Below are 22,963 nucleotides of genomic sequence, written 5' to 3'. Positions count from 1 at the left end.
TCAGGGCTCTGTCAACACAGCGATGTCCACGGTGGCCTTGTACGTGGTCCGGTCCACCCCGTTGGAACGAGCGTGATACTTGGAGATCGCGCGTTTGACCACCCGAGGCACCGTGCGCAGACGCCGCTCGGGCAGCAGGTTCGCCAACACCTGCTGCCCGAGCACCCCCCGCACGTCGATACGCTCACCAGCGATGACGTTCTCGGCCCGCACCAATAGGTCACGGGCGCTTTCCACCGCCACCGCCAAGCTCGCCCGCAACGGGCTGTGCCCCGTAGCGGTCAACGCGTCAGCGATCGCGCACCGCACCACCTGGTAGGTGGCCAGCAAGGACCACACCTCCTGTTCCAGCCCTTCGGGGTCCTTGGAACGCAGCACCCGCCGCCCGAGCAGAGCCGACTTCAGCTCGCAGTAGGCGGTCTCGATCTCCCACCGCTGGTGGTAGAGGGCCACCAGGCCCGTGGCCGGATACAGATCGGGATCGGTCAAAGTGGTGACCAACCGGTAACAGCCGGTGCGCTCACCCTGGTCTGTGACGATGGTGATCCGGGCCTCGATGAGCCGCATCCGTACCTTGCCGCGCTGTACCAGCCAAGTGCCATCATCCAAACGGCGAAGGCGGCGGGGTTTGCTCGGCGAGCTCATCCGAACCAGGAGCTGGGCTCCGCTGGCATGAAGATCTTTGAGCAGGTCGGCGGCGTCGAATCCGCGGTCGGCCAGGATGAGCTGGCCCGGGCCCATCGAGGGGAGCAGGCGGGTGGCCATGGTGGTCTCGCCCTGGGAGACGGGCCCAAAGGCCGTGCCCAGCAGTGCCCGGGAGCCGGTGGCGACCAGGGCGAGCAACCGTAGTTGGGGGTAGCCGGCCCCGGCCCAGCGGGTGGCGCCGCTGGAGCGGTGCACGGCCCGGTTCGCTTGTGTGGCGGGCAGGTCCAGCAGGGTGCCGTCGATGGCGCATACCAGCAGCCCGTGGAAGCGGTGGGCGCTGTGGGTGGGGCCTGAGAGTAGCTCGAACAGGGCCTTCATGGGTGCTGGGCCCAGGCGTTTGCGGGCGTAGAACAGCGCGGAGGCGGCTGGTTGGGTGCACAGGCTCACTCCGGCGGTGAGCTTGCGCCACAGGGCGGGCCAGCCGCAGTGAGCGAAGAGTCCGGCGGCGAGCAGGAGGTAGACGACCACGCGGGAGGGCAGCAGGCGCGAGCGCTGCTGGTGGCTGTTGGTCTGTTCCAAGACGGAATCGACCATCTCAAAGGGCACGATCTGGGTGAGTTCTCCCAGGTGGCCGGGGGCCAGGGTGCCGGGGGCGTGATGGGTGTGACGGGTCGTGACACAATGGTCGGGCAAGGGGCTCCTTGGCGACAGTCGTTGTGAGAGACAACTGTTCTACTAGGGAGCCCCTTCTTCGTGGGTGACGTTCCCAGGTCGGGCTTGACGTCCTGCTCCCACGCCTAACTGAACGACATTGCGTCTAGCCCCTTCCGGGTGATGGCCCGGTGAGTGCCGCGCGCTCGCCCGGGCCCTCCCCCGCGCTCCTTCGAGCTCCCTGAACACCGGGGCCCGTGCGTGCGGCCGGGCCCCGGATTCTCCGCTCCGAACCGGCCGGACCCGTGATCGGTCGCAGCTCCGGGAACCCGAGGGCTTCGGATACACGAAGGCTTCGGGACCCCCTACCCCGGAACCGACCCAAGCGTGGATCGACCGCGGCCGGGGCACCCACCCGAGGTCTCCCTCGCCTGCCCACCCAGAACTGGGCCACACCGGCCTTCGGCATGCCTGAAAACAGGCGTTTCGAGCAGCCAGGGCCGGCGCGACACCACCGGGCACCCGCCCGGAGAACCCGGTCACCCCCGTGGTGGCCAACAACCCGAAGGCTGGAAACTGGCCATGTCGAACAGTCCGTCCGCGAAGGACTCGGCCACAACAAACGCCACGACCCCCGCTCGTCCCGAGGACGAGAAGCTGCCCCTGCGGCTCATGCTCGTCTACGGGCTCCAGCACATCCTCACCATGTACGCCGGTGCGGTGGCACCGGCACTCGTCATCGGCGCCGCCGCTGGGCTCGCGAACGACCCCGCCGCCATGGGAATCCTCGTCAGCGGCGCACTCCTGGTGGCGGGTATCGCCACCCTGATGCAGACCGTCGGCCACAAGCGGATCGGCGCGCAGATGCCGATCGTGGTGGCCTGCTCCTTCGTCCCCGTCAGCGCCATCACCGTTCTGGCCGCCGGCCAGAACGGCGAGAACCTCCCCGTGGCCTTCGGCGCATCGATCGCCGCGGGTGTGTTCGCCCTGCTGCTGACCCCCTTCTTCGGGCAGCTGATCCGCTTCTTCCCGCCGATCGTCACGGGCACGATCATCACGGTGATCGGCGTCAGCCTGATGCCGGTGGCCGCCCGTTGGATCATGGACGGCTCCACCCGCGTCCTGGAGGACGGCAGCGAGGTCCCGGCCGCCCCCCTGGGCAACCTCGCCCTGGCCGGGCTGACCCTGGCCGTCATCCTCGTCGGCTCCCGCCTCTTCCCCGGCATCTGGGGGCGGCTGTCCATCCTGCTCGGCCTGGTCGTGGGCACACTGGTCGCGATCCCGCTCGGCATGGCCGACTTCAGCCGGGTGGGCGAGGCCGACTTCGTGTTCAACCCGACCTCGGTGTTCTACTTCGGCGCGCCGCAGTTCGAGATCGCCGCGATCATCACCATGTGCATCATCATGCTCGTGGTCCTGACCGAGGGCGCCTCGCACATCATCGCGGTCGGTGAGATCACCGGTTCCAAGGTCGACGCCAAGCGCATCTCCGCCGGTCTGCGCGCCGACGTCAGCGGTTCGATCATCGGTCCGATCTTCAGCGCCACCCCCACCAGCTCGTTCGCGCAGAACATCGGCCTGCTCGCGCTGACCGGGATCCGCAGCCGCTACGTGGTCGCCACCGGCGCGGGCATCCTGCTGGTCCTGGGCCTGTTCCCGGTGCTCGGCGGGGTCATGGCCGCCATCCCCACCCCGGTTCTGGGCGGTGCCGGCCTGGTGCTGTTCGGCAGCGTCGCGGCCAGCGGCATCAAGACCCTGGCCAAGGTGGACTTCACCAACAACCTCAACCTGATCCTGGTGGCCGCCTCGGTGGGCGTGGCGATCATCCCGCTGGCCTACCCGACCTTCTACAAGTTCCTGCCGGAGTCGGTCGAGCTGATCGCGCACTCGGGCATCATCGGCGCGGCGATCGTGTCGATCCTGCTGAACATCTGCTTCAACGTGATCGGCCGCGGCCCCTCGGCCTCCCCCGCCGAGATCGACCAGGCGGACATCGGCAGCGCCGGGCCCGGTGAGGCCAAGTACACCGACCAGGCGGGCGCGACCTACCGCGGTTCGTCGTCGCACCGGAGCGGGAGCGAGGGGACCGAGCACCCCGAACGGACCTGACCTCTCCGTACTCCCCCCGGGGGGGCGGGCGCACCGTGACCGTGCGTCCGCCCCGCTTTCTGTTAAGCGGAGATGAATGGTATGCCTGTGAGGATGACCGACTGGGACCTGCGCAAGCTGCGCGTACTCCGCACCCTCGAAGAGCTCGGGACCGTCCGCGCCACCGCCGAGGCCCTTTCCATGACCCCTTCGGCCGTCTCCCAACAACTGTCGTCGCTGTCCCAGCAGGTGGGGGTGGCGCTGCTGGAGGCGCACGGCCGCCGGGTCCGACTGACCGACGCCGCGCACGTGCTGCTGAGGCACACCGACGTGGTGCTGGCCCAGCTGGAGCGGGCCGAGGCCGAACTCGACGGGTACGTGCGCGGCGAGTCCGGGCGCGTACGCGTGGGCACCTTCGCCACCGCCATCCCCGGGCTGGTGGTACCCGCGTTGAACGCCCTGCGCACGGCCCACCCGGGGCTGCGCACCCGGGTGCACCAGGCCGAGGCGGCCGAGGTGTACGAGCTGCTCTCAGCAGGGGAAATCGACATCGGCCTGTCCCTGGCCGCGCAGGCGCCGACCGGCTCCGACGGCCGCTACGACCGGACCGAGCTGCTCACCGACCCCCTGGACGTGGCGGTGCCCGCCCAGCACCGGCTGGCCACCACCCCGGCGCTGCGGATGCGCGACCTCGCCGAGGAGCCGTGGATCTACGGAGCGTCGGGGCCCTGGCGGGAGATCACCCTGTCGGCCTGCGCCCAGGCGGGGTTCGCCCCCGAGCAGGCGCACGTGGCCTCCGACTGGCGGGCGATCCTGGACATGGTGGCGGCGGGTATGGGGGTGGCGCTGATCCCCCGGTTGGCGGCCGCCCAGGAGACACCGGGGGTCGCACTGCGTATCCCGCACACGGACCAACCGCGCCGCCACGTGGTCACCGCGGTTCGCTCAGGCTCGGGGCAGCGCCCGCAGATCGCCCTCGCCCTCCAGGCCCTGGCCGAGGCCGCCGCGCGTCTGAGCAACCCGACCGTTCAGCCAAAGCGAACATAATGATCAAAAACTTTCGCTGGAATTAATCGGTTTCTCCTGCGACCCTGGAAAGGTCCCACCACAGAGACCGACAGGAGAAACGTGAGCCAGGCCCCGTCCTTCGACCCCCGCGCCTACAACGCCCAGCCCTACCCGGGCGGGGACCCCTACGGTGACTACAAGAAGACCGAACTGGACTTCTCCGGGCTGGTCGACCTCGCCGACCGCCGCCTGGGCGCCGGTGTCGTGGCCGCCAACGACGAGTTCTTCGCCGAGCGCGAGAACCTGCTCCGCACCGAACCCGCGGTGTTCGACCCGCACCACTTCGGGCACAAGGGCAAGGTCATGGACGGCTGGGAGACCCGCCGCCGCCGCGGCGTGAGCGCCGAGCAGCCGCACCCCACCGCCGAGGACCACGACTGGGCCCTGGTCCGCCTGGCCCTGCCCGGGATCATCCGCGGCCTCGTGGTGGACACCGCGCACTTCCGCGGCAACCACCCCACCGAGGTCAGCGTCGAGGTGGCGCACGTCGAGGGCACCCCCACCACTGACGAGCTCCTCGCCGCCGAGTGGACCGAGATCGTCCCCCGCACCCCGGTGTACGGGCACGCGGAGAACGGGTTCAAGGTCGACGTCCAGCGCCGCTGGACCCACCTGCGCCTCAAGCAGTTCCCCGACGGCGGCGTAGCGCGCCTGCGCGTGTACGGCGAGCCGGTCGCGGACCCCGCCTGGCTCTCCACCCTGGGCAGCTTCGACCTGGCCGCCCTGGTCAACGGCGGCACCGTCGAGGACGCGTCGGACCGCTTCTACTCCTCGCCGGAGAACATCATCCAGCCGGGCCGGTCGCACAAGATGGACGACGGCTGGGAGAACCGCCGCCGCCGCGACACCGGTAACGACTGGGTCCGCTTCCGCCTGACCGCCCAGGCCTCCGTCCGCGCCATCGAGCTGGACACCGCCTACCTCAAGGGCAACTCGGCGGGCTGGGTCACCATCCTGGGCCGCGACGGTGACGGCGAGTGGTTCGAGCTGGTGGGCCGCACCAGGCTCCAGCCCGACAGCGCCCACCGCTTCGTCCTGGACGCCCCAGCCACCGTCACCCACATCCGCACCGACGTGTTCCCCGACGGCGGCATCGCCCGCCTGAACGTCTACGGCTCCCTCACCGAAGCCGGTGCGGCGGACCTACGCAACCGCTGGCAGTCCGCCCAGGCCTGACCAGCGCCGAAAGACCGGGGCGGGCACGCGTCAGCGTGCCCGCCCCTCCATTCCCCCTCTGTCAGATTGGGATGAAACATCCCAGCGTGCGCGGGGAGCAGTCCATGGTCATCGGGGTGCCCTTCAGTCGCACGGGTCCATCCCCGCGTGCGCGGGGAGCAGGATCATCCATCGCGGCCCTCCTGCAGCAGACGGGGTCCATCCCCGCGTGCGCGGGGAGCAGGATCATCCATCGCGGCCCTCCTGCAGCTTGGGTTCTAGTGGTGGTCGCAACACCCTGACTTTGGGGAGGTTGCGACCACCGTGTCGTTTTCCAAGCAAGAACTGGCCCGGCTGCGGGAGCGGTTCCTGGAGCTGATGACCGAGTCCGGGAACGTCACCGAGGTAGCCCGAAAGCTCGGTATCAACCCCAACACCGCGTTCACCTGGGCACGCAAAGCCGGACTACGCTCCAGGCGCCAGCAGCGCCGCCACCCAGCACGAGACGAGTACCACCGCCTGCGTCAGAGCGCTGTGCCCCGCCGAGAGGCCGCCCGGCGGGTCGGGATCAACGAGCGCACCGCCAAAGACTGGGACCGCGGGGTACGCAAGTCCGGCAACTCAAGGATCTATGCCGATGGCCGCCGGGTGAACTACTCCACCGGACAGACCACCATAGAGCCCATGACCAGCCCCCAACCAGCGTTGGACGCACTCGAACGGCAGGTGCATCCACGCTTTTTGACCCTGCACGAGCGGGAGAGGATCGCTGACCTTCACCGGGCCGGGTGGAGCCTGCGAGCGATCGGCCGCGACCTGGGGCGACCCGCCTCGACGATCAAGCGTGAACTCGACCACCACCGTGGCCAGGACGGCTCCTACGGCGCCTATACGGCCCAACGCCGGGCCATCGCACAGCGGGCGCGTCCCAAACCCGCCAAGCTCGCCTGCCCCGGCCCCTTGCGCGACTACGTCGCCCAAGGGTTGGAGGAACAATGGTCCCCCGAGCAGATCAGCAACCGGATCGTTGAGGACCATCCTGATGACCAGGACATGCGTGTGAGCCACGAAACGATCTACCAGGCGCTCTACGTCCAGGCCCGGGGCGGGCTCAAACGCGAGGTCGCCGCCGCGCTGCGCACCGGACGCATCCGACGCAAGCCCCGCCGTTCCTCCGAGCACAGGCAGAGCCGGTTCGTTGATCCGATGGTGATGATCAGCGAGCGCCCCGCCGAGGTCGAAGACCGTGCTGTTCCAGGGCATTGGGAGGGCGATTTGATCACGGGGGCGCATAACAAGTCCGCGATCATCACCTTGGTCGAGCGGTCGAGCAGGTATGTGATGCTCGGGCACCTGCCCGGCGAGCACACCGCCGAGGCGGTGGGAGGCGTTCTGAGCGCTCTGGTCCAGACGCTGCCCGAGCATCTGCGCGGGTCCTTGACCTGGGACCAGGGCAGCGAGATGGCCGGTCACAGAAGGTTCTCGGTGGATACGGGGGTGCCGGTGTTCTTCTGCGACCCGGCCTCGCCCTGGCAGCGCGGGTCGAACGAGAACACCAACGGGCTGTTGCGCCAGTACTTTCCCAAGGGCACCGATCTGTCGGTGCACGGCCCGCTGGACCTGGAGCACGTGGCTCAGAAGCTGAACGGTCGGCCACGCAAAACGCTCGGCTGGAAAACTCCAGCCGAGCGTTTGCATACACTCGTGTGATCAACGAGGTGTTGCGATGACCCCTTGAATCCACCCAGCAGACGGGGTCCATCCCCGCGTGCGCGGGGAGCAGACCGCCGAAACCGGGATGAGCGTCCCCGAGGCGGGTCCATCCCCGCGTGCGCGGGGAGCAGTGATCTCGCTGGCGCTGGGGGTGGCGGGCTTGGGGTCCATCCCCGCGTGCGCGGGGAGCAGTCGTCCAGGCGCTCGGGGCACACGTGTTCGATGGGTCCATCCCCGCGTGCGCGGGGAGCAGTCTCGTTGACCTGCGGATTTAGGTAGCGAGGGTGCCGGAATCTGCAAGTTGTTGAGAATAAGACACCGACGACAAAAAACTCATACTTGACACTTAGCCCACCACTCAACTGGTCCACCGTTGCCTCTTCGGCCCGGGGAGGCAGCTTCGTTGGGTTCAGCCTATGAGCTGGTGCCTCGGGTGTCTCTCCCCCTGGATGCGAACGGGCGCCCCACCTTGTGGCGGGGCGCCCGGGCAACTCGGGGAACTAGCTCCGGGTGATCATCCGACCGTCGGTGCTGTCCGGACCGACGTCGGATCCGCGGAGGATGGTGCGGCGGACCTTGCCGACGAGGTCGGCACCGTCGTAGGCGCTCACGGGGTTGCGGTGGGCCAGGGAGCGGGCTTCGATACGGACCGTCTCTTCCGGGGCGAAGACCGTGAGGTCGGCGTCCAGACCCGGGGCGATCGAGCCCTTTCCGGGCACCCCGGCGACGCGGGCGGGCTCGGCGGACATCCAGCGCACGACCTCGGCGAGGGCGACGCCGCGGGAGCGGGCCTCGGTCCACATGGCGGACAGGCCTACCTGAAGTCCGGAGACGCCGCCCCAGGCGGTGCCGAAGTCGCCGGTGTCCAGGTCCTTCAGATCCGGGGTGCTCGGCGAGTGGTCACTGACCACGCAGTCGATCAGACCGTCCTGGAGCGCCCTCCAGAGGAGGTCGCGGTTGGCGCTGTCGCGGATGGGCGGGCAGCACTTGTAGCTCGTGTCACCCGCCGGGATCTCTTCCGCGGCCAGGGTCAGGTAGTGCGGGCAGCTCTCCACCGTGAGCGGCACGCCCTCCTGTCTGGCCTGAGCGATCAGGGGCAGCGCGGAGGCGCTGGACAGATGCAGGATGTGCGCGCGAACCCCGGTGCGGCGAGCGGTGTCGATGACCAGGGCGATCGCCGCGTGCTCCGCCTCGTCCGGGCGGGAGGCCAGGAAGTCCGCGTAGTCGCGCCCGGAGGCGGCGGGTGCGGAGTCCAGCACGGCGGGGTCCTCGGCGTGCACGATCAGTCTGCCGCCGAAGGCGTGGATGGCCGTGGCCGCGGTGTACAGCTGCTCCGGGGACAGGTGGCCGAACTCGTCCACACCAGAGGGCGAGAGGAACGCCTTGAAACCGAAGACGCCTTCGGCCCACAGGTCGGACAGGACGCCGGTGGTGCCGGCACCGCTGTTCTCCGGGACGGCTCCGCCCCAGAAACCCACGTCCACGGCGAGCTTGCCCTCGGCCACGGCACGTTTGGCTTTGAGGCCTTCGATGCTGGTGGTGGGCGGAACACTGTTCAGCGGCATGTCCACCAGGGTGGTCACCCCGCCCAGGGCGGCGGCGCGGGTGGCGCTCGCGAAGCCCTCCCACTCGGTGCGGCCCGGCTCGTTGACGTGCACGTGGCTGTCCACGAGCCCGGGCAGCAGTACCTCGTCCCCGGCCAGGCGCAGCTCGCGCTCGGCCTGGACCGGAGCGTCGTCCCCGGTGAGGACCTCGGTGATCCGTCCGTCGTCGATGACCACGCTCACCGGGCGCTCACCCTCGGGGGTGAGGGCGCGGCGGGCGCGAACGACGAGTGCGTGTTCGGTCAACTCACTGCTCCTGTCCGACACGGCGGGTTGCCAGACCGACGATGGTACCGGCGTCGGCACCGGAGGCCTCAACGACCTCGGATTCCTCGAGCGCACCGCACCGCAGACCGCTGGCCAGGACCGAGGCCAGGGCCTGGGCGGTGGCCGGCTCGTCCATGACGTTGCCGCCCGCCTGGCCGAGGTAGGCCTTCAGCCGCGCGGCCGCGGGGGCGAAGGCCTCGCGGTAGAAGGCGTAGGTGGCCAGGTAGCGGATGGGCAGCTGGCCCGGGTGCAGGTCCCAGCCCTGGTAGAAGCCGCGCTCCAGGGAGCGGCGGACCAGGCCAGCGTGCAGGTTCCACGCGGAGCGCACGTCCTCGGGGCCGCCCGTGGGCAGGATGTTGCTGCCGCCGTCGGAGATCCACACGCCGGTACCGGCCGCGGCCACCTGCATGACCGACTTCGCGAAGTCGGCCACCGGGTGCGCGAGGCTCTGGTGGGCGGCGGTGATCCCGCAGGCCGCGCTGTAGTCGTAGGTGCCGTAGTGCAGGGCGGTGACCCGGCCCTGACCGGCCTGGATCATGCGGGCGACGGACACGGTGCCGTCGGTGAGCAGGATCGACTGGGGGGTCTCGATCTGGAGCTCGAACCGCAGCCGCCCGGCGGACAGCCCGAAGCGCTCCTCCAGCCGCTCACTGACCCACACCATCGCCTCGACCTGCTCGACCGAGGTGATCTTGGGCAGGGTGAGCACGAGGTTGTCCGGCAGGGATCCGTGCCCCTCCAGCAGGGTCTGCAGGAAGAGGGTGAGGGTGCGCACGCCGCGGTGGCGCCCGGCCGCCTCCATGCCCTTCATCCGAATACCGAAGTAGGGGGTGGCCGTCCCCTGCTTCAGATCCGAGACGAACGCGTTCGCGGTGGCGAGCACGTGGGCGTCCTCGGCCTCGTCACCGGGGGCCCCGTAGCCGTCCTCGAAGTCGGCGCGCAGGTCCTCGATGGGTTCGCGGGCGAGCTTGGCCCGTACCAGCGGGAGCGCGTCGGCGACGGCGGTCTCGCTGAGCCCGGTGATCTCGGCGAGGTCCGCGGCCTTGGGCGCGTACTCGTCGAGGGCCGCGATCGCCTGTTCGCCCCAGGCTGCGGCGAGGCCGGGCTGGATGCGGTCGGCGGGCACGTAGACGCTGTGGACCGGCTGGCGGCCGCCGTTGGTCCCGGGGTAATCGCGGTCCAGCCGCTTGTCGGCCTCCGCGAGCCGGGTGTCGAGTTCGGTGACCAGGTCGGTCAGGCCTTGCAAGCTGTCACTCGCCACGTGTCGTGTCCTCCTGAGTCGTCGGTGCCGGCCTCTCGGAGCCACTGAGAGACCGGTCACTAATTTCTATATGCGGATAATAACTTCTGCGATTCGGAAGAACAAGGCCTCTGGGGCGCCGACGACCCGGATCCGGAAGCTTCGATACACAACGGAGAGCGAAAAACTGCTTTCGTATTGCAGAATGATGGACGTGACCGCAGCGGCCCTCAGCATGGGAGCACGACCCTTGTCAGCCTCAGAGACCCCCCAAACGGACCAGCCCCGACCTCCCGAGGAGGCGGCGGCCCGGCGCTCCGGCGGCGTACAGTCCCTGGACCGCGCCTTCGCGCTGCTGGAGATCATGGCCGAGTCCGGCGGTGAGGCCTCCCTGAGCCAGCTCGCCGACTCCTCCGGCCTGCCCCTGCCCACCATCCACCGCATCATCCGCACCCTGGTCGGCAACGGCTACGTGCGCCAGCTCCCCTCCCGCCGCTACGCCCTGGGCCCGCGCCTGATCGGCCTCGGCGACAAGGCGGCGCAGATGCTCGGCACCTGGGCCCGCCCCCACCTGGCCCAGCTCGTGGAGGACCTCGGCGAGACCGCCAACCTCGCCATGCTCGACGGCGACAAGGTCATCTACGTGGCCCAGGTCCCCTCACCGCACGCCATGCGCATGTTCACCGAGGTCGGCCGCCGCGTCCTGCCGCACTCGGCGGGTGTGGGCAAGGCCCTGCTCTCCCAGCTCAGCGACGAGGAGGCACTGGCCACCGTGCGCCGCACCGGCATGCCCGCCGCCACCGAACGCACCATCACGGACCCCGAGGCCTTCCTCGCCGAACTCCGGCGCATCCGCGAGACCGGGTACGCCATCGACGACGGCGAGCAGGAGGTGGGCGTGCGCTGCGTGGCCGTGCCCGTCAAGGACGCCCCCTCGGGCATGGCGGTGTCGGTCTCGGGCCCCGAAGCCCGGGTGAGCTGGGACTTCGTGGACCAGGCAGCCCCCATCGTGCGCAAGTGCGCCCGGGTCCTGGCCACCGACCTCAACAACCAGAGCTAGCGCGCGAAGCACGCCGCGCCCGGTGCTCTTGCCGCACGCGACACGCGGAACACGAGAGGGGCCGTGACCACATGTGGTCACGGCCCCTCTCGTTGCCTGGATCCCGCCTGAATCCGGCTCAGCGGGGCTCCTGCCCTACTGGCACCTGACTCGGCCGACGCCTACGTCTGCTGGTCGAAGCCCAGTTTGCGCAGCTGCTTGGGATCGCGCTGCCAGTCCTTGGCCACCCGAACCCGCAGGTCCAGGAAGACGCGCTGGCCCAGCAGGCCCTCGATCTGCTTGCGGGCCCGCGAGCCCACGTCGCGCAGCCGCGAACCCTTCGAGCCGATCACGATCGCCTTCTGGCTGGGACGCTCCACGTACAGCGACGCGTAGATGTCCACCAGCTCCTTGCCGGGCTTGGTGTTCTCGCGCTCGTACATCTCGTCCACGACCACCGCGATGGAGTGCGGAAGCTCGTCCCGGACCCCCTCCAGGGCGGCCTCCCGGACCAGTTCGGCCACGAGCATCTCGTCGGGTTCGTCGGTGAGGTCGCCGTCCGGGTACAGCGGCGGCCCCTCAGGCAGGTGCGAGCACAGCACTTCGGTGACCGTGTCCAGCTGGTAGGCGCCGCGCGCGGACACCGGTACGATGTCGGCCCACTCACCCAGCTCGTTCACGGCCATCAGGTGTTCCCCGACGGTCGCCTTGTCCACCAGGTCGGTCTTGGTCACCAGGGCGACCACCGGGGTGTTGGTCTGCTCCGCGAGCTCCTTGGCGATGTAGGTGTCACCGCGCCCGATCGGCTCGTTGGCCGGAAGACAGAACGCGATCACGTCCACCTCGACCAACGTGGACCGCACCAGCGAGTCCAACCGCTCCCCCAGCAGGGTGCGGGGCTTGTGCAGGCCAGGCGTGTCCACGATGATCAACTGCGCGTCCGGCCGGTGCACGATGCCGCGCACGGTCCGCCGGGTGGTCTGGGGCCGGTTGCTGGTGATCGCCACCTTCTGCCCGACCAGCGCGTTCATCAGGGTGGACTTGCCCACGTTCGGGCGGCCCACGAAGCAGGCGAAACCGCTCCGGAAGCCCTCCGGGTAGGAGGGCGACTCCAGTGGCACGCGGAGCTTCTCAAGGTCGAGGTCTTTCATTGGTCCTTCTTAACGCCGGGTGATGCTCGCGGGCACCCCGTCAGGGGCCGCGATCACCACCACCTGGGTCTTCAGGTCGTCCGCCACCGCGCGGTCGGCCTCGGTCAGCTCCTTGGCCTCGGTGACGACCACCGCGGCCTCCAACGCGGAGGCCTCGCTGGAGGCCGCCGCGGCCACGGCGGCCTGGAGCGCGGTCAGCTCGAGCGAGGGCAGCGACACCGTGGTGGCGACGTACGTGCGCCCGGTCTCGTCGCGCACGGCCGCGCCCTCAGCGGCCGCGTTCCGAGCCCGGGAGGCCCGCGCGAGCGTGATGAGCTTGCCGTCCTCGGGGCCGAGTCCCGTCGTGTCCGTCACTGGTCCGTGCTCCTTACGTGTTCGTCCGAACCCTGGTCCTGGTCGAGGGGCAGGCGTTCCACCAGCACCGTGGTCATCCGGTTGCGGCGGCTGCTCTTGCCCTCCAGGGTGAGCCTGAGCCCAGCGTATTGTGCCTGGGCTCCGCCTGCTGGAACCCGCCCCAGCACGAAGGCCACCAGACCGCCCACGGTCTCCACGTCGGAGACCTCCAGATCGCGGTCGGGGAAGAGTTCGGCGAGCTCACCCAGCGGCAGGCGCGCGGTCACCCGCACCTTGTCCTCGTCCAGCCAGTCCACCGGGGCGATCTCGTGGTCGTACTCGTCGGTGATCTCACCGACGATCTCCTCCACGATGTCCTCCAGGGTGACCAGGCCGGCGGTGCCGCCGTACTCGTCGATCGCCACCGCCACATGGTTGCGCCGCTGCTGCATCTCACGCAGCAGCTCGTCGATGGGTTTGGTGTCGGGCACGTAGCTGGCCTGACGCATCACGTCGGCGGCGGTCAGCGGCACGTCCTGCGCGCCGCCCGCGGCCGCCGCCCAGCGGTCGCGCAGCCGCTCCACCAGGTCCTTGAGGTAGACGATGCCGACCACGTCGTCCTCGTCCTCCCCGGTCACCGGGATCCGCGAGTACCCGCTGCCCATGGCGAGCGTGAGGACCGCGTCGGCGTCGGCGTCCCGGCTGGTGAAGACGATGTCGGGCCGCGGCACCATCACCTCGCGCACGGAGGTGTCGTCGAGCTTGAACACCGAGTGGATCATCTGGCGTTCCTCGGGGTCGATGACCTCCCCCTGCTCGGCCAGGTCCACGAGCTGGCGCAGCTCCACCTCGCTGCTGAAGGGGCCGTCCCGGTCGCCCTTGTCCCGCGGGGTGAGCGCGCGGCCCGCGCCCACGAGGAGCCTGGCGATCGGGCCCAGCACCACCTGGAGCGGGTAGAGGACCGCGGCGCTGGCCCGGGCGAGCGGACCGGCGAACTGGCGGCCGAGGATGCGCGGGGTGACGGCGATCAGGACGCACTCCACCACGACCATCGCCACGGCGGTCAGCACCAGGGCGGGCCAGCCCGGCCCCAGCAGGAAGACCATGCCGACGGCGGCGGCCAGGACCGCGCAGACCTCGCACACCACGCGCAAGAACAGCAGCATGTTCAGGTGTGCGGTGGGGTCGGCGGAGACCCGCTCCCAGGCACGGCCGGCCTTGGCGGCGCGCTCACCGTGGATCGCCTCCATTCCCATGGAGGCCACGCGGGTGACGGCGACCTCCGCCGCCACCAGGAACCCGGCGACGGCGGTCAGCACCAGGGCGGCCACGAAGGCCGCCGCCCACTCCAGGGGGCCACCCGTGGTGAGCGGCGCCAGGTCAGGCCACAGGGCCGCGCTCATCGGGCGCTCTCGTCCCCTTCGGTCGTCTCCTCGCCGGCGGTGTCGGCGGCCTCGCGCTCTCGCCAGGCGGCGAGGATCTCACCCTGGAGACCGAACATCTCCTTGTGTTCCTCGGGCTCGGCGTGGTCGTAGCCGAGCAGGTGCAGGATGCCGTGCGTGCACAGCAGGTCGATCTCGGCCTCGGTTCCGTGACCGGCCGCCTCGCCCTGGCGCTCGGCCACCTGCGGGCAGATGATCACGTCACCGAGCACGCCGGGGTCGCTGGTGCGGCCGGGTCCGCCGGGGCGCAGCTCGTCCATGGGGAACGAGAGCACGTCGGTGGGTCCGGGCTCGTCCATCCAGCGCACGTGGAGGTCGGTCATGGGTCCCTCGTCCACCAGCACGACGGACAGCTCGGCCAACGGGTGGACCCGCATGGCGTCGAGCACGTGCCGGGCCAGGCGGGAGAGTCGCTCCTCGTCCACGCTGCTGACGCCGGACTCGTTGGCGACGTCGATACTCATCGGTTGCGGCTGCCTTCTTGCGTCTCGGGTCGGTGGTCGGCGGTGTCCCCGCCGGGGCGTCCGGCGAGGGGCGCCCTACCGACAGCGGTGGGCCCGCACGAGGCGGGCCCACCGGCCGGTGTCACTACGTACTTCTTCTCAGTCTGCCCGGTCTTGGGCGCCCTCTGCGCCGCCACCGCCGTCCCTCGGGGTGTCGCCGCCCTGGCGCCGCCCCCTGCGCGGGCCCGGACGGCCCCGGTCCCCGTTGCCCTGGTTGCTCTGGGCGGCGTCGTGACGGCCGTAGGCGTCGACGATCTGCCCCACCAGCTTGTGACGGACGACGTCCTCACTGGTCAGTCGGCAGAAGGCGATGTCGTCGATATCACGCAGAATGTTCTCGATGGTGCGCAGCCCGCTGGCCTGCCCGCCGGGCAGGTCCACCTGGGTGACGTCACCGGTGACCACGATCTTCGACCCGAACCCCAGGCGCGTGAGGAACATCTTCATCTGCTCCGGCGAGGTGTTCTGCGCCTCGTCCAAGATGATGAAGGAGTCATTGATCGTTCTACCCCTCATATACGCCAGTGGTGCGACCTCGATGGTGCCGGCGGCCATCAGCTTGGGGATGGAGTCCGGGTCGAGCATGTCGTGCAGGGCGTCGTAGAGCGGGCGCAGGTAGGGGTCGATCTTGTCGTAGAGGGTGCCGGGCAGGAAGCCCAGTCGCTCGCCGGCCTCGACCGCGGGGCGGGTGAGGATGATCCGGTTGACCTCTTTGTCCTGGAGGGCCTTGACCGCCTTGGCCATGGCCAGGTAGGTCTTGCCGGTGCCCGCCGGACCGATGCCGAAGACCACGGTGCGCTGGTCGATGATGTCGACGTAGCGTTTCTGGTTCAGCGTCTTGGGGCGGATGGTCTTGCCCCGGTTGGACAGGATGTTGGTGGTCAGCACGTCAGCGGGGCGTTCCTTGCCCGGCGAGCGCAGCATGTGGATCATGCGCTCGATGGTGTCGGGGGTGACGTGGGTGCCGCTCTTGGCGAGCTCGATCAACTCCTCAACGAGGCGGACGACCACGCCCGTTTCCTCGGGAGTCCCGCTGATCGTGAACTCGTTGCCGCGGACGTGGATGTCGCTCTTGAAGGACCGCTCCAGTGCCCGGAGGAGCTCGTCCCCCGAACCCAGCAGGCTGATCATCGTGTGTTCGTCCGGCACCACGACCTTGACCTGGGTCTCCCGGTCCGGGTGCGTGTGGGTTGACTCGACCATGGTGTGGCCTTGCGGCCGCTGTCCCTACCCTTCGGTCACGGCCCCGGGGTCGGTTTCCCGGGGTTCCTCGCGGACGGGCCGCACACCGTGTCCGACGGTGTCGTGCATGGTCACCACGGGTGTGCGGGACAACCGAAGTGGCCGGTGGGGCCCGCCTGCGAGTCTACCAACGGGGACCCGGCGGACTCGATGGGATTTCTCGCGCCCGCCGAGTCGGAGGGACAGCCGCGCGGAAGACGCTGCCGTCCTGGGCGCGTGCGCCCCCGACGCCCCCGGCCCGTGGTTATCCGGGCGGCCAGCTCAGGCCGCGGCCGCCGAGCACGTGCGCGTGGAGGTGGAAGACGGTCTGCCCGGCCCCCGCCCCGGTGTTGAAGACGATCCGGTAGCCGATGTCGGCCACGTCCTCGGCCGTGGCCACCTCGTGGGCCTCACGGACCACGGCGTCCAGCAGGCCGGTGTCCGTGGCCGCGGCGGCCGTGGCGTCGGCGTGGTGCTCACGCGGGATGACCAGGACGTGGGTGGGCGCCTGGGGGTTGATGTCGCGGAAGGCGACCGTGCGCTCCCCCTCGCGGACGATCTCCGCGGGCACCTCCCCCTTCACGATCTTGCAGAAAAGGCAGTCGGGGTCGACCATCGCTCACCTTCCGTCACGCGGGGCCGCCGGGCAGGGCGGCACCCCTGTCGGGCATGTCCAGGTGCCCATGATGCCGCAGGTGCGCGGGCCCCGTGGAGGGCCCGGCCGACCACTCGGCAGAGATGAACCCTCAACCTTTCCGCAACCGTTCCGATCCGGTTTCCCCACCGGTGGCGGGCCGGGGCGCGATAGGCTTTGCGTCCGTGCGCGTTAGGTTGTCGGCATGCCCGCCGTTTGGCCGCGTCCGGCGTGTTCGGATTGAAACGCACGTCTACTTGGAAAAGAAGAGGTATGCCCTTTCGTAAACCCCGCGACAAGGGTGTGCGTCGAACTGATGTGACGACAGAAACGTTGGTGGCCGGTGCCACCACGGCGCCACTCTCGGTCGAGTGGGACGCCGACCACGCCGTGACGGAGCTCTACCGAGAGCACTACCGTCCGCTTGTTCGGCTCGCCGCCCTGCTGGTCCGTGACCACGCGACCGCGGAGGAAGTCGTTCAGGACGCCTTCGTGGCCATGCACGGAGCCTGGCGTCGTCTCAGGGACCCGAACAAGGCTCTGTCCTACCTCCGCCAGGCGGTGGTGAACAAGGCCAGGTCGGTACTCCGCCACAGGGCCGTCGTCGAGAAGCACGCCCCGAAGGCCATGCCGGACGCGCCCAGCGCCGAGCACGGAGCCATGAACCTCCTGGAACGTGAGGCAGTCATCACGGGCCTGCGTAAGCTACCCACCCGTCAGCGAGAGGCCATCGTGCTCCGGTACTACGGCGACCTGTCCGAGGCACAGATCGCGGACGCCATGGGCATCAGCCGAGGCGCGGTCAAGAGCCACACGTCGCGTGGCATCTCCGCCCTCCGCTCTGTACTGGAGCAAACGTCATGAGTACCCCCAACGAACGGAGCGAGCTGGAGTTCGAAGACCAGCTCCGCCAGATACTCAAGGCCGAGGCGGGCGAGGTGAAGCCCTCAGGCGAGGGTCTCAACCTCATCCGTGAGCGAACCGAGCGCCAACGGGGCTCGGCGTGGTTCGGGCTGCCGTGGCTGCGTCCGGCGTCAGCGGTGGCGGCGGCCGTTCTGATCGTCGCCTCGGTGATCATGTCGAGCCCTCAGGTAAGGGACCAGGTCCTGGAGATCGTCCCCGCCGGCGCCGACCGCGAGGGCACCCCGCCCGAGGCTCAGCAGGATGGTGGCGACAGCGTGGCGGCCCCCGAGCCCACGACGGACTCGGCCACCGGCACCAGCAAGCCGGAGGAGACGCCGGGGCAGGAACCCGAGGACGAGGCGGGCCCCGACGGCGGTTCCTCCTCCGCCGAGGACGAGAGCCTGGAGTCCACCGCCTCGTGCCCGCCCGGGGAGGACGGCGCCACCGCGACCAACGGGACGCGGGACGAGGACAAGAAGAACGACGATCGGGACAACCGAGGCTCGGACCACCCGGACTGCGACCCCGCCGACGAACCGGCGGACAAGCCCACCGACGAGCCCGGTAGCGGCTCGGGCGGCGGCAACGGCGACGATCCCGAGGATGACGAGTCCGGCAACGGCTCTGGGGACGGTAGCGGCTCGGGCGGCGGCAACGGCGGCGGTTCCGGCAGCAACGGTGACGAGGAGAGCGGCACCAGCCAGAACTGACCGTTCCTCTGAGGAACTTCCGGTACACAGCAGAAGGGGCCCGCGGGAATCTCTCCCGTGGGCCCCTTCCATCTGCGTTCGGACCAGCGGCCCTGTTCCGTTCAGACCGGTGGCGGAGTCACCAGCGGCCGGTGCGGGCCTGCAGGACCGCCAGCGCGGCCACCCCGGCGGTGGATGTGCGCAGGACCGACGGCCCCAGCAGGGAGCGGACCGCTCCGGCCTCGTCGAACGCGGTGAGTTCGGCGTCGGAGATCCCGCCCTCGGGGCCGACCACCAGCACGATCCCGGCCCCGGTGCCCTCGCCTTGCCCGTCCTTGGGAAGGGGCAGCTCGGACAGCCGCTGGGCCCCCTCCTCGTGCAGGACCACGGCTAGGTCCGCCTCGGCCAGCAGGGCGCTGACCCCTTTGCGGTCCAGCGGTTCGGCGACCTCGGGGGTCCGGGCACGGCGGGCCTGCTTGGCAGCCTCCCGGGCACTCGCCCGCCACTTGGCCAGGGCCTTGGCTCCGCGGTCGCCCTTCCACTGCGTGACACAGCGCTCGGCGGCCCAGGGCACGACGGCGTCGACCCCGGCCTCGGTCATCATCTCGACCGCGAGTTCGCCCCGGTCCCGCTTGGGCAGGGCCTGCACCACGGTGATCCGCGGGGTCGGCTCGGGTTCGGCCAGGCGTTCCAGCACCCGGCAGACGAGCGTGTCCTTGCCGACGACCTCGGCCACCTCACAGCGCACACGCAGGCCGAGCCCGTCGGACAGGTCGACGGTCTCGCCCTCGCGGATGCGCCGGACCGCCACGGCGTGGCGGCCCTCCGGGCCGTCCAGCCGAATCCGGTCGCCCGCGAGGACGGCCGGATCGACCAGGAAGACCGGCGGGGTCACTTGGCGCCGAAGGCGTCGCGGAGCTTGGAGAAGAAACCACCGTGACCGGGGCTGAAGCGACCCGGGTTCTCGTCCTCGCCGCGCAGCTCGGCGAACTTGCGCAGCAGGGCCTCCTGCTCCTCGTCCAGCTTGCTCGGGGTCTCCACGTCCACACGGATGCGCAGGTCGCCCCGGCCACCGCCGTCGAGGTGGGTGACGCCCTTGCCCGGCAGCGTGATGACGTGGCCCGAGTTGGTGCCCGGACGCAGGTCGATGTTCTCGGTGCCGTCGAGGGTGTCGAAGGCGAAGGACGCGCCCAGCGCCGCCGCCGTCATCGGGACGGTGATGGTGCAGTGCAGGTCGTCGCCGCGACGCTCGAAGGTCGGGTGGGCCTTCTGGACGACCTCGAGGATGATGTCGCCGCGCGGTCCGCCGTTGGGGCCGACCTCGCCCTCGCCCGCGAGCTGGATACGGGTGCCGTCGTCCACACCGGCGGGAATCTTGACGGTGCGGGTGACCTTCTCGCGCACCCGGCCCTCGCCCGCGCAGTCGCCGCAGGGGTTGGTGATGACCGAGCCCTGACCCGAGCACTGCGGGCAGGGGCGCGAGGTCATGACCTGTCCGAGGAAGGAGCGTGTGACCTGGGAGACCTCACCCTGGCCGTGGCACATCTCGCAGGTGCTCCGGTGCGAACCGGCCGCGGTGCCCTCACCCTGGCAGGTGTCGCACAGGATGGCGGTCGGGAAGGTGATCTCCTTGCTGACCCCGAACGCGGTCTCGACGAGGTCGAGTTCGATGCGGATCTTGATGCTGCGTCCGCGCCGGACCCGCTCCCGGGGGCCGCGCCCGCCGGGCTGGCCGCCGCCGAAGAAGGCGTTCATGATGTCGTCGAAGGCGAACCCGCCCGCGCCGCCGAACCCTCCGGCGCCGCCTCCGCCGGCGGGTGCGTAGGGGTCCTGGCCCATGTCGAACATCCGACGCTTGTTCTCGTCGGAGAGGACCTCGTAGGCCTGGGTCACTTCCTTGAAGCGATCCTGGGTGGCGGGGTCCGGGTTGATGTCCGGGTGGAGCTCGCGCGCGAGCCTCCGGTACGCCTTCTTGATCTCGTCCTTGGACGCGTCGCGACGCACCCCGAGAACCTGATAATAGTCTCTGGCCACTGAGTTACTGTCCTGCCAAAATCTGTCCGACATACCGAGCCACCGCACGGACGGCTTCTAGGTCTCTGACCTGCGCAGATGCACTCTGCTGGGGGAACGTTCCTCTGTAGTGACGAGGTATGTGCACGATGACCTCCCTGGCGACACTAGTTGACGACTACCGCGCTCATCTCAAGTCCAGCAAGAAGCGCTCTCCCTTAACCCTCCAAGCCTACCTGGGCACCATCACCAAGTTCAGTGCCTGCCTGAGTGAGGGTATGGACACCGACGTGGAGGACATCCGTCCCAGGCACCTCCGAGACTGGCTCGGGGGCTACATGGAGCGGGGCAAGACCTCCAGCGCCAAGACCTACTACGAGAGGCTGAGGAGCTTCTTCAACTGGTGCGTGCGCGAAGAGGAACTGACCAAGAGCCCACTGGCCAAGGTCGATCCTCCCCAGCACAACGAGCAAGCCCCCGAGATCATGCCCGAAGTTGAGGTTCGATCGCTCATCAAGGCATGTGATGTACCTCTGGCCAAGAACCCCTCATCGGTGAAGTTCGACAACGCCAGGGACACAGCCCTCATCCGGATCATGCTGGACATCGGCCCCAGGGCTTCGGAGACCGCTGGCATCCTCCTGGACAACATCGACCTGAAAGCGCCCTCTATCCGCATCGTGGGCAAGGGCGGCAAGGTCCGGACCCTTCCCCTGGGGAGCAAGGCTGAGAACGCCCTACGGAAGTACCTGAGGCTCAGGAAGAAGCACCGCTATGCGGCTGAGCCGTTCCTGTTCCTTGGGCAGAGGGGAGCACTGGGCTACCACGGCATCTGGGCCATCGTGGATCGTAGGGCCAAGGCCGCTGGCATCCGTCACATCCGTCCCCACGTCCTCAGGCACACGTTCGCTCACTATTTCCGACTCTTTGAGGGCAGTGAGGGAGACCTGATGTACCTCGGTGGCTGGAGCCGTAGGGAGATGGTGGACCGCTACGCCAAGACAGGCGCTCAAGTCAGGGCACATGCTGCCCACAAGATCCACTCCCCCGGAGACCACTTCTAAACAAAGAGGGCCCCGTCTATCCCGTTGCTGGGAGGCGGATTCAAGGGGTCATCGCAACACCTCGTTGATCACACGAGTGTATGCAAACGCTCGGCTGGAGTTTTCCAGCCGAGCGTTTTGCGTGGCCGACCGTTCAGCTTCTGAGCCACGTGCTCCAGGTCCAGCGGGCCGTGCACCGACAGATCGGTGCCCTTGGGAAAGTACTGGCGCAACAGCCCGTTGGTGTTCTCGTTCGACCCGCGCTGCCAGGGCGAGGCCGGGTCGCAGAAGAACACCGGCACCCCCGTATCCACCGAGAACCTTCTGTGACCGGCCATCTCGCTGCCCTGGTCCCAGGTCAAGGACCCGCGCAGATGCTCGGGCAGCGTCTGGACCAGAGCGCTCAGAACGCCTCCCACCGCCTCGGCGGTGTGCTCGCCGGGCAGGTGCCCGAGCATCACATACCTGCTCGACCGCTCGACCAAGGTGATGATCGCGGACTTGTTATGCGCCCCCGTGATCAAATCGCCCTCCCAATGCCCTGGAACAGCACGGTCTTCGACCTCGGCGGGGCGCTCGCTGATCATCACCATCGGATCAACGAACCGGCTCTGCCTGTGCTCGGAGGAACGGCGGGGCTTGCGTCGGATGCGTCCGGTGCGCAGCGCGGCGGCGACCTCGCGTTTGAGCCCGCCCCGGGCCTGGACGTAGAGCGCCTGGTAGATCGTTTCGTGGCTCACACGCATGTCCTGGTCATCAGGATGGTCCTCAACGATCCGGTTGCTGATCTGCTCGGGGGACCATTGTTCCTCCAACCCTTGGGCGACGTAGTCGCGCAAGGGGCCGGGGCAGGCGAGCTTGGCGGGTTTGGGACGCGCCCGCTGTGCGATGGCCCGGCGTTGGGCCGTATAGGCGCCGTAGGAGCCGTCCTGGCCACGGTGGTGGTCGAGTTCACGCTTGATCGTCGAGGCGGGTCGCCCCAGGTCGCGGCCGATCGCTCGCAGGCTCCACCCGGCCCGGTGAAGGTCAGCGATCCTCTCCCGCTCGTGCAGGGTCAAAAAGCGTGGATGCACCTGCCGTTCGAGTGCGTCCAACGCTGGTTGGGGGCTGGTCATGGGCTCTATGGTGGTCTGTCCGGTGGAGTAGTTCACCCGGCGGCCATCGGCATAGATCCTTGAGTTGCCGGACTTGCGTACCCCGCGGTCCCAGTCTTTGGCGGTGCGCTCGTTGATCCCGACCCGCCGGGCGGCCTCTCGGCGGGGCACAGCGCTCTGACGCAGGCGGTGGTACTCGTCTCGTGCTGGGTGGCGGCGCTGCTGGCGCCTGGAGCGTAGTCCGGCTTTGCGTGCCCAGGTGAACGCGGTGTTGGGGTTGATACCGAGCTTTCGGGCTACCTCGGTGACGTTCCCGGACTCGGTCATCAGCTCCAGGAACCGCTCCCGCAGCCGGGCCAGTTCTTGCTTGGAAAACGACACGGTGGTCGCAACCTCCCCAAAGTCAGGGTGTTGCGACCACCACTACTGATCTTTGATGTGTGGGTTGACGGCCCAGTGAGCTGGGA

General features: G+C 69.3%; 20 protein-coding genes. 8 read left to right on the top strand and 12 right to left on the bottom strand.

Translation table 11 applies throughout. The features are described from left to right. Nucleotides 1–1,338 (bottom strand): IS4 family transposase, encoded by a 1,338-nt coding sequence (locus HNR07_RS01090; RefSeq protein ID WP_184360745.1) that lies wholly within the window; start codon nucleotides 1,336–1,338, stop codon nucleotides 1–3. 540 nt (nucleotides 1,339–1,878) lie between these two features. Between HNR07_RS01090 and HNR07_RS01085 the strand changes: the two genes are divergently transcribed. The 4 genes from HNR07_RS01085 (at nucleotide 1,879) to HNR07_RS01070 (ending at nucleotide 7,317) form a co-directional block, all read left to right on the top strand. Then, entirely contained in the window at nucleotides 1,879–3,405 is a 1,527-nt protein-coding gene (locus HNR07_RS01085; RefSeq protein WP_184360742.1) for a nucleobase:cation symporter-2 family protein, read from the top strand. Between the two features lie 93 nt (nucleotides 3,406–3,498). Continuing rightward, on the top strand, nucleotides 3,499–4,431 hold the full coding sequence (locus HNR07_RS01080) for a LysR family transcriptional regulator (RefSeq protein ID WP_184360739.1): 933 nt from the start codon (nucleotides 3,499–3,501) through the stop codon (nucleotides 4,429–4,431). A gap of 81 nt (nucleotides 4,432–4,512) precedes the next feature. After that, nucleotides 4,513–5,628 carry an allantoicase gene (gene alc, locus HNR07_RS01075; RefSeq protein WP_184360736.1) on the top strand — a complete coding sequence of 372 codons (1,116 nt, stop codon included), beginning with the start codon at nucleotides 4,513–4,515 and terminating at the stop codon, nucleotides 5,626–5,628. A gap of 303 nt (nucleotides 5,629–5,931) precedes the next feature. Continuing rightward, nucleotides 5,932–7,317 carry an IS30 family transposase gene (locus HNR07_RS01070; RefSeq protein ID WP_449406846.1) on the top strand — a complete coding sequence of 462 codons (1,386 nt, stop codon included), beginning with the start codon at nucleotides 5,932–5,934 and terminating at the stop codon, nucleotides 7,315–7,317. Between the two features lie 503 nt (nucleotides 7,318–7,820). Here the strand turns inward: HNR07_RS01070 and allB are convergent. Further along, nucleotides 7,821–9,170 carry an allantoinase AllB gene (gene allB, locus HNR07_RS01065; RefSeq protein WP_184360733.1) on the bottom strand — a complete coding sequence of 450 codons (1,350 nt, stop codon included), beginning with the start codon at nucleotides 9,168–9,170 and terminating at the stop codon, nucleotides 7,821–7,823. A gap of 1 nt (nucleotide 9,171) precedes the next feature. Then, nucleotides 9,172–10,452, bottom strand: coding sequence for a DUF6986 family protein (locus HNR07_RS01060; RefSeq protein ID WP_184360730.1), 1,281 nt, complete (start codon nucleotides 10,450–10,452; stop codon nucleotides 9,172–9,174). A gap of 214 nt (nucleotides 10,453–10,666) precedes the next feature. Between HNR07_RS01060 and HNR07_RS01055 the strand changes: the two genes are divergently transcribed. After that, nucleotides 10,667–11,491 carry an IclR family transcriptional regulator gene (locus HNR07_RS01055; RefSeq protein ID WP_376769969.1) on the top strand — a complete coding sequence of 275 codons (825 nt, stop codon included), beginning with the start codon at nucleotides 10,667–10,669 and terminating at the stop codon, nucleotides 11,489–11,491. Between the two features lie 161 nt (nucleotides 11,492–11,652). On the opposite strand, the gene era is transcribed toward HNR07_RS01055, so the two are convergent. The 6 genes from era to HNR07_RS01025 all read right to left on the bottom strand — a co-directional run bounded on the left by era (nucleotide 11,653) and on the right by HNR07_RS01025 (nucleotide 16,736). Next, nucleotides 11,653–12,621, bottom strand: coding sequence for a GTPase Era (gene era / locus HNR07_RS01050; protein WP_184360724.1), 969 nt, complete (start codon nucleotides 12,619–12,621; stop codon nucleotides 11,653–11,655). A 9-nt stretch (nucleotides 12,622–12,630) separates the two neighbouring features. Further along, nucleotides 12,631–12,975 (bottom strand): cytidine deaminase, encoded by a 345-nt coding sequence (locus HNR07_RS01045; protein WP_184360722.1) that lies wholly within the window; start codon nucleotides 12,973–12,975, stop codon nucleotides 12,631–12,633. Further along, nucleotides 12,972–14,357, bottom strand: coding sequence for a hemolysin family protein (locus HNR07_RS01040; RefSeq protein WP_184360719.1), 1,386 nt, complete (start codon nucleotides 14,355–14,357; stop codon nucleotides 12,972–12,974). The genes HNR07_RS01045 and HNR07_RS01040 overlap by 4 nt, the downstream gene beginning before the upstream one ends. Continuing rightward, nucleotides 14,354–14,860, bottom strand: a complete 507-nt coding sequence (gene ybeY / locus HNR07_RS01035; protein ID WP_184360716.1) for an rRNA maturation RNase YbeY — start codon at nucleotides 14,858–14,860, stop codon at nucleotides 14,354–14,356. The genes HNR07_RS01040 and ybeY overlap by 4 nt, the downstream gene beginning before the upstream one ends. 138 nt (nucleotides 14,861–14,998) lie before the next feature. Further along, nucleotides 14,999–16,102 carry a PhoH family protein gene (locus HNR07_RS01030; protein ID WP_184360713.1) on the bottom strand — a complete coding sequence of 368 codons (1,104 nt, stop codon included), beginning with the start codon at nucleotides 16,100–16,102 and terminating at the stop codon, nucleotides 14,999–15,001. Between the two features lie 283 nt (nucleotides 16,103–16,385). Beyond that, nucleotides 16,386–16,736 carry a histidine triad nucleotide-binding protein gene (locus tag HNR07_RS01025; RefSeq protein ID WP_184360709.1) on the bottom strand — a complete coding sequence of 117 codons (351 nt, stop codon included), beginning with the start codon at nucleotides 16,734–16,736 and terminating at the stop codon, nucleotides 16,386–16,388. 351 nt (nucleotides 16,737–17,087) lie between these two features. Between HNR07_RS01025 and HNR07_RS01020 the strand changes: the two genes are divergently transcribed. Continuing rightward, the gene (locus HNR07_RS01020; RefSeq protein WP_026116355.1) at nucleotides 17,088–17,618 is read left to right on the top strand and encodes a SigE family RNA polymerase sigma factor; all 531 of its coding nucleotides are present in this window, start codon (nucleotides 17,088–17,090) and stop codon (nucleotides 17,616–17,618) included. Next, complete coding sequence (locus HNR07_RS01015; RefSeq protein WP_184360706.1) at nucleotides 17,615–18,367, top strand: hypothetical protein; 753 nt, start codon at nucleotides 17,615–17,617, stop codon at nucleotides 18,365–18,367. The genes HNR07_RS01020 and HNR07_RS01015 overlap by 4 nt, the downstream gene beginning before the upstream one ends. Nucleotides 18,368–18,485: 118 nt before the next feature. On the opposite strand, the gene HNR07_RS01010 is transcribed toward HNR07_RS01015, so the two are convergent. Together HNR07_RS01010 and dnaJ are read right to left on the bottom strand one after the other, a co-directional pair. Continuing rightward, on the bottom strand, nucleotides 18,486–19,241 hold the full coding sequence (locus tag HNR07_RS01010; protein ID WP_184360702.1) for a 16S rRNA (uracil(1498)-N(3))-methyltransferase: 756 nt from the start codon (nucleotides 19,239–19,241) through the stop codon (nucleotides 18,486–18,488). After that, entirely contained in the window at nucleotides 19,238–20,380 is a 1,143-nt protein-coding gene (gene dnaJ, locus HNR07_RS01005) for a molecular chaperone DnaJ (protein WP_184360699.1), read from the bottom strand. The genes HNR07_RS01010 and dnaJ overlap by 4 nt, the downstream gene beginning before the upstream one ends. A 128-nt stretch (nucleotides 20,381–20,508) precedes the next feature. On the opposite strand from dnaJ, the gene HNR07_RS01000 reads away from it, so the two are divergent. Continuing rightward, nucleotides 20,509–21,423, top strand: coding sequence for a tyrosine-type recombinase/integrase (locus HNR07_RS01000; protein ID WP_184360696.1), 915 nt, complete (start codon nucleotides 20,509–20,511; stop codon nucleotides 21,421–21,423). A 68-nt stretch (nucleotides 21,424–21,491) separates the two neighbouring features. Here the strand turns inward: HNR07_RS01000 and HNR07_RS00995 are convergent, their stop codons facing one another. Continuing rightward, nucleotides 21,492–22,877, bottom strand: a complete 1,386-nt coding sequence (locus tag HNR07_RS00995; protein ID WP_449406846.1) for an IS30 family transposase — start codon at nucleotides 22,875–22,877, stop codon at nucleotides 21,492–21,494. Nucleotides 22,878–22,963: the final 86 nt, after the last annotated feature.

The sequence above is a fragment of the Nocardiopsis metallicus genome (genome assembly GCF_014201115.1).
GTDB lineage: Bacteria > Actinomycetota > Actinomycetes > Streptosporangiales > Streptosporangiaceae > Nocardiopsis > Nocardiopsis metallicus.
This window is presented reverse-complemented; position numbering and strand designations above follow the sequence as displayed.